The organism is Microcoleus sp. MOSTC5, from assembly GCF_036701825.1.
Classification (GTDB): Bacteria; Cyanobacteriota; Cyanobacteriia; order Cyanobacteriales; family Microcoleaceae; genus Microcoleus; species Microcoleus asticus.
Window position 1 is genome coordinate 1 of sequence record NZ_JAUBRK010000130.1, and the last position, 5,934, is coordinate 5,934.

7 protein-coding genes are annotated in these 5,934 nt (G+C 43.2%); 1 reads left to right on the top strand and 6 read right to left on the bottom strand.

Going from position 1 to position 5,934, the window contains the following annotated elements; all coding sequences use genetic code 11:
* The 5 genes from QUA54_RS33485 to QUA54_RS33505 all read right to left on the bottom strand — a co-directional run.
* The coding region (locus QUA54_RS33485) for a type II toxin-antitoxin system PemK/MazF family toxin (RefSeq protein ID WP_333419256.1) at positions 1-615 on the bottom strand (615 nt) is incomplete at its 3' end.
* Positions 602-1,084, bottom strand: a complete 483-nt coding sequence (locus QUA54_RS33490) for a type II toxin-antitoxin system antitoxin SocA domain-containing protein (RefSeq protein ID WP_333419258.1) — start codon at positions 1,082-1,084, stop codon at positions 602-604. The genes QUA54_RS33490 and QUA54_RS33485, both read right to left, overlap by 14 nt.
* Positions 1,085-1,269: 185 nt before the next feature.
* Entirely contained in the window at positions 1,270-1,728 is a 459-nt protein-coding gene (locus tag QUA54_RS33495; RefSeq protein ID WP_333419260.1) for a DUF7689 domain-containing protein, read from the bottom strand.
* Positions 1,718-2,467 carry a hypothetical protein gene (locus QUA54_RS33500; RefSeq protein WP_333419261.1) on the bottom strand — a complete coding sequence of 250 codons (750 nt, stop codon included), beginning with the start codon at positions 2,465-2,467 and terminating at the stop codon, positions 1,718-1,720. The genes QUA54_RS33495 and QUA54_RS33500 overlap by 11 nt, the downstream gene beginning before the upstream one ends.
* A gap of 148 nt (positions 2,468-2,615) precedes the next feature.
* The gene (locus QUA54_RS33505) at positions 2,616-3,086 is read right to left on the bottom strand and encodes a DUF4079 domain-containing protein (RefSeq protein WP_333419267.1); all 471 of its coding nucleotides are present in this window, start codon (positions 3,084-3,086) and stop codon (positions 2,616-2,618) included.
* Between the two features lie 96 nt (positions 3,087-3,182).
* On the opposite strand from QUA54_RS33505, the gene QUA54_RS33510 reads away from it, so the two are divergent.
* Complete coding sequence (locus tag QUA54_RS33510; protein ID WP_333419263.1) at positions 3,183-4,664, top strand: ankyrin repeat domain-containing protein; 1,482 nt, start codon at positions 3,183-3,185, stop codon at positions 4,662-4,664.
* A gap of 191 nt (positions 4,665-4,855) precedes the next feature.
* On the opposite strand, the gene QUA54_RS33515 is transcribed toward QUA54_RS33510, so the two are convergent.
* A complete protein-coding gene (locus QUA54_RS33515) occupies positions 4,856-5,791 on the bottom strand; it encodes a 2OG-Fe(II) oxygenase (RefSeq protein ID WP_333419265.1) in 936 nt (311 codons plus the stop codon).
* Between the last annotated feature and the right edge of the window lie 143 nt (positions 5,792-5,934).

The window sequence follows — 5,934 nt, forward strand, 5'->3', positions numbered from 1 at the left end:
GCTTCTGTGATTTATTGCGTAAGCGTTGCTTGCCGTAGGCGTCGCATCCTTCTTTAAAAACTGTCCGGAGTATTGTATAGACGCATTTTTAATAAACCAATCTTCACCCAGATTATCCCCAAGATTTAAAAAATACTTTAAACGTTCCTCTATAGCTTCCTTATCTGCTTTATCCAGTTGTCCAACTCGCTTAAGCCAATCCCCTTGCGAATCTTTAAAACAGTTAGCATCAACAGTACATATCTGATGCACTAGAGCGAAGGAATTATAAGAAAGACCATTTGTGCTTGTAGAATTAATTGGATATACAGTTGGCAAACCTTTATAGGTTTCTTGTGAAGTCAACGGAATCAGCGTCAAAGTTTGGATGTATTTAGAGTCCTCTTGAAATTGGTCACTTGTCCAAACGATATAAGGATGCTCTCCCCGAAAAACCCGACTCGAATTAATCACCTGAGTGCAAGAAATTGTCTTGCACTCAATCTCCCCTGGTTCATTTATCTCATAAATATGATGATGACCGAGTTTGCAACGAAGAGATACTCTATAGGGATTGATAAAATAAATCCAACCTTGACGCGGTTTTTGTCCAGCCACTCGCTCACCCCAATTCACTCATTAACTTTTCTCTTTCTTTGTAGAGATTAATTCTCACCTGTTCCTCTGGTTCGTGGCTATATTTAACCTCAAGCATGGGAGCAGTGCTATAGACATATTCTAGTAACTGATTCAGTTTATCCTCTCCTGCACCCGCCCATTCTCTCCTGATGTTGTCAAGCATGAGCTTCAGACCTAAAGGTAACTTTAAATCATCCACATTACCAGCTCCCTCACCAAGTCTGATGAATATACTTTCTCCCTGAGATTCTTGAACAATCTCTTTGCCATTCATTTGATTTAAAACAGCCTCTATGCCTTCATTCCAAGGCCCATAGTAATAATAACGCCAATCTAAATCAGTAAGCTGCTTGTCTGTCCATTTGACCGCATAAAGATCTGCCAAATACAAAAACTTGATTAACTGCGTTTTTGTAATATAGCCTTTTGTTGCGTAGACAAAGTATTTGATCAGGTTTTCTAGCATGGCTTTCCTTCTTTCGATTTAAAAAAAATCCCTAATTAATCTTATAATTTGTTCGCCAAATTTAACTTTAGTCTATTATATCATCCAAAGGGAAGCTTGGCTATTAAAGCAGATAAAAAATAGCTAAGGGTAACAAATAGAGTGGGTGAGTCCAAGAGTGTACTCTTCAAAAGTTGAATTGCCGTCTAAGAAATCTCTATCGGGATTGTCGCTCGCTTTAATATTTGTTGAACCACCCCATAATAGTTAGGATTTTCTAACCCTTCTAATTCATGTTCGATATCTTCCCAATCCCCTAGTTTGCTTTTCCACTTACCATCGTCTTCTTGTCTGGCTGCGTGCTGTGGCTGGCCGTTATAGGTGTATATTGCTATTTTTTGAAACCCCGGTTCAAGGTCACGATTCTCGCAAGGTTCATATCCAATAGTTTGATAAGCTTGGATAAAAGCTTCCAGCGTTAACTCTCTTGAAACACCATCCGGCCAGTACCCATCAGGGTCTACCGGGTCCCATCTGCATTCCTCTTCTCCAGCAGCAAAAGCAAAACAATTATAATCTACTGTTTCTTGACTTGTTACTTGATATTCAGTAAGCTCTAAGTTAGGAAATCTCAATATTTTTCGGTACTCTAGCTTACCACTCATAACCGTGTTCTTTTCCCCATTGTATCCACGCTAGGGCCATTTGCTTCATCCGGCCGCGCTGTTCGGGTTTTACCGGGTTGTCACCAGTAATTGCCCTCAACGCCCAAAACCAATGGTCTGGCTTTTGTTCGAGGTCACGCAAAATCAAGGGGATAACTGGCTGTCCCATGCCGATAATTCTCTGATAAGCCTGGTGCATTGATTTCTGTGTAACTAATGATAGCATTCCCGTTTCGAGACGCCATTCTTCGGCGAACTTCTTAAACTCTGCTTCTAGTTCTACCTTGCTTTTAATCGGGAAGTCATCAGCAGGAACTCCTGAAGGCAACAAATATACTTTTAAAACATCTTTGGCTTTTGATGCCGATTCTAAAAAGCTATTCGGCATCAACAAGCTATTAAGCTTTTCACAAAATCGCTCTTTTTCTTCCGTTGATAAGTTAGAAAGTTCTTCAAATTCATCAACAGCCGCAATAAGCTCATCTGCTAGTTCTGCCACTGTCCAACCAAAACTTTTCTTTAAAGCATATATAGAAATAATACTCTCTAGTATATTGACTAAATCATCATGGTTCGTTTTTTCTACCTCTGACTCTACGTTTGTGACTAAATCATCAAGAGGCAACGCAGGGACTGTTTTTCTCAACGCACTCAAAATAGCCTCAAACACTGAGTTGTCCAAGGCTATAATTTTTTCGATGCCGGATTGATATTGGCGATGTATTTTTAAAGAAGGCATATTAGTTTTCTTGTCTTTGCTAAGATAAGTTTAATTAAGACTAATTGGCTTACTTATACGTTAATTATAACACCCTTTCGATCGTAAAAATGTAGGGACACGGCACTGCCGTGTCCCTACCCAATATCTGTACTTCTTACTCAAATTATCACATTTTGCTGATAATTCTCTGCACGATTTCCACGCCTGTTACTGCTTGCCAGCCAAACAGCCCCAAGAGCACAACATTCAGAAAGATGTGAGCGTTTCTCGCCAAATCATTGCCTTTTTGCATCAAAGGAGTCAGCGAGGCTGCGATCGCAATTATTGCCGTCATTCCCAATCCTGCTAGCAAGTGGGAGCCGACAAATAGTTTGCCGTTGTTGATGTAGGTGACGGCCATACCGCCGATCGCCCCCGTTACCATCAACGCTAGCAGCAAAGAACCCATTTGGTGGTGCTTGATGTTGAATTTGCCCTTAATTAACTCTTTTTTGACTTCGCCTTCGGCGCTTCTGGTACGGCGGATTTGCAGGCCGAGATACAAAGCATACAATGAGATGGCCAGCAGTACCCACATTAACACTGGGTGAAAGAATTGGCTCCAAACTTTAACTGACTGAGGAATTTCGAGATTCATGGTGTTCTGAGGATTAGCAAACATACTTCATAAAACTTAGCATACCAGTCAGGCCGTCTCATGCGACGGTAAAAATATACGGGATGAGACACTATTATGCCTGCCACTAAACAAGACGCTGTATTGATTCAAGCCGCCAAGACCGGCAACATTATTCACGTCCAAGCTTTACTCGCTAAGGGAGTTGATGCTAATGCCAAAGACTCTGAGGGGACGACGGCTTTGATGTTTGCGACCCAAAAGGGCTATACGGAAATCGTGCGTATTCTACTAAACAATGGCGCTAATGTCAATCAAGCGAGCAGGCGTTTTGGGCTGACGGCTTTGATGCTGGCGGCGGCTCACAAACAGGCTGATTCTGCGCGGCTGTTGTTAGCTGGGGGTGCTGATGTTAATGCTAAAAATGATGATGGAAGTACGGCTTTGATGGCGGCTTCTCTGAAAGGTGATATCAATGTTGTGCGGCTTTTACTTGATGCTAATGCTGATGTAAATGTCCGAGATAAAGATGGAGATTCGGCTCTAAAAATAGCTGCTTTATCCGGTCATCTAGCTGTTGTTAAAGCTTTGGTGGATGCGGGTGCTGTTGCTGACAATTCTATGCTGTTTTTAGCTGTCCGTCAAGGTAGCGCAGAAATTGTGCGAATTTTGCTCAATTGTGGGGCGGATGCTAATGTTAAAAATTTAGAGAGCAAAACTGCTTTGATGCTGGCTGCGACGGCGGGAAATTTGGCTGTTGTCCAGGCGCTGTTGGCTGCTGGTGCTGATGTCGAAATTCGCGACAAAGAGGGCGAAACTGCTTTAACTTTGGCTGCGGATTCCGGCAATACTGATGTGGTGCAAACTTTGCTTGGTGTGGGTGCTAATGCGAATGTGAAAAATGGAGATGGGGGCACGGCTTTGATGGCCGCTGCTGCTGGGGGAAATTTGCCGATCGCTCATATCTTACTCGATGCTGGCGCGGATATCAACGCTAAGGATAAAGATGATGAAACTGCTTTGAATTTTGCCGTGGTTGAAGGCTGCGAAGATGTCGTAGAATTGCTCTTAAACCGAGGTGCTAGTGTCGGTTCTAGAAATCGGTTGGGCGATACGCCTTTACTGGTGGCGGCTGTTCACGGCCATAGTGCGATCGTATCGGCTTTGCTGCAAAAAGTAAACTCAAATCAGCCGGATTTCCTGAATGCTAAAAACTTTGGGGAGACTGCTTTGACGCTGGCTGCTTTTCACGGACATACCGAGACGGTGAAGGCTTTGCTTGACGGCGGTGCCGATCCCAATGTCCCTGCAGATTTGGGGAAAACGGCTTTAATGAAGGCGTGCGATCGCGGTTATATTGCGATCGTCCAATTATTAGTCGAAAAAGGTGCAGATGTCAACTTGCTGGATGATTCGGGCGCAACAGCTTTAATGTGGGCCGCACATCGGGGTTATGCTGAGGCAGTAAAAATTTTAATTGCTGCTGGTGCAGAACTAAACCATAAAAATCCGGGAAATTATACAGCTTTAATGTTGGCTGAGTTCAAACGTTATTCCACTGTGGTGAAATTGCTCAAAAGTGCTGGAGCACAGCAGTGATATCGCGGGTTTGGGGCGGGTTTATTTAATCTATCTGTACTTTTTAAGGCTATTGACAAACCCGCCCCGAGGGGTTTATTGAGTTAATTTACCCCCTTTAATCTTGAGTCCGCGCGGGCTGAATTTGTTTGTATAGTAGCGGTTTCAACCGCCGATTTTTCGAGGATAATTAACCCTAATTTCGTCTTACCTCAATTTGCTTTGCGCACCCAGCCGTTAATAGTAAAGCGACTATCAGCAAAAGCTTTCGAGGGACAGCTAACTCGCAAAACTTCGTGCATATACCGACTAAGAAAAAATACGATGCTGTTATTACGAGGCTCAACGGTTCTGAATGTCTCGTCCGCAACATAGAAATTGTTCTCAATTTTGCTGTCATAAATCAGCAATTCACCTCCCGAAAAAGCTTTGGGTTCTCGATTGAAATAGTAAACGTAAGTAAAAAATCTGGTTGCGGTATCTGGAGATCCGCTGTCGTTGTGAAGTTTGTAAAAGTTGTTGTCGTTGTGCATGGTTAACTGAGCTTCTATTTCACCAAGCGGAAATGAGGAAATATTTAATTTGCGCAGCACGTCCGGGAGAATTGCTTTGATGCGATTAACCATCAGTTCCGAAAATTCGGGGAACGAGTGGAGTACCATCGAACGCCGATAATCTTCGGCATTAGTTGAGGTGCTGGTACTCACAAATTCTGACTCTTTTGCTAAAACATATTTGATGAGTTTGTTCTTTTCTGCAGATGTCAAAAAGTTGTCAATTTGGGCGTAGCGAGATATTAAGTCATCATTTACAGGTGGCGCAGGGGCGGGAATTTCAGCGGCGGGAATTTCTACGGGAATTGCAGGCTGCTGCGGTTGCAGTTGCTGCAAGTAAATTGGGGGTTCTGTGACTAACCCGACTAGGTGTTCGCCGGGAAAAGAAAGGGCGGAACGCCCTTCGTCTATGGGGATTTGAAATAAGGTGGAAAAACCGGGTGTTTGTTGAGTGCGATCGACTAATGTTTTGACAAGGCTGTGTAATAAAGGTGTGTCGGATTTGAGGGTGACGGTGCACTGATGTCCGCCAGTAAGCAGGATTTTGACTTTTACGTCTTGAGGTTTAATTTGCTGTTGAATTGTGGTATTCATAGCCGTTAGTTATAGAAGAAGGAAGAAGGAAGAAGGAAGAAGGAAGAAGGAAGAAGGAAGAAGGAAGAAGGAAGAAGGAAGAAGGAAGAAGGAAGAAGGAAGAAGGAAGAAGGAAGAAGGAAGAAGGAAGAAGGAAGAAGGAA